This window comes from Vibrio sp. 10N.222.52.C12 (assembly GCF_041474215.1).
In the GTDB taxonomy this organism is placed as follows: Bacteria; Pseudomonadota; Gammaproteobacteria; order Enterobacterales; family Vibrionaceae; genus Vibrio; species Vibrio crassostreae_C.
Map to the genome: position 1 here is coordinate 1 of NZ_JBFRTR010000185.1, position 258 is coordinate 258.

Below are 258 nucleotides of genomic sequence, written 5' to 3' on the forward strand. Positions count from 1 at the left end.
GACGGTAAAGGGAAACAAGCCGTTATCGATGCTGCGCAGCCGGTCTTTGCCAAACATGGCTCAACCTTGATGGGAGTGTTTGGGGACTACATCGAAGAGGCGACGCTGCTGCTTGCAGTTTTGGGCTTGATCTACGCGTCCAAACAACAAATGGCTGCCTTGATGCAAGCCAAGGAGACCGAAAGTGAACAAACCCAAACCCCTAGCCCTACCGAATCCCGTTAATGCTAACCCGTCCTTTGATGCCGAGCACACCCT

Annotated in this window: 1 pseudogene; it reads left to right on the forward strand. The window is 53.1% G+C overall.

The features are described from left to right. Positions 1–225, forward strand: a pseudogene (locus AB4623_RS23380) (hypothetical protein); the annotation flags it as partial. Between the last annotated feature and the right edge of the window lie 33 nt (positions 226–258).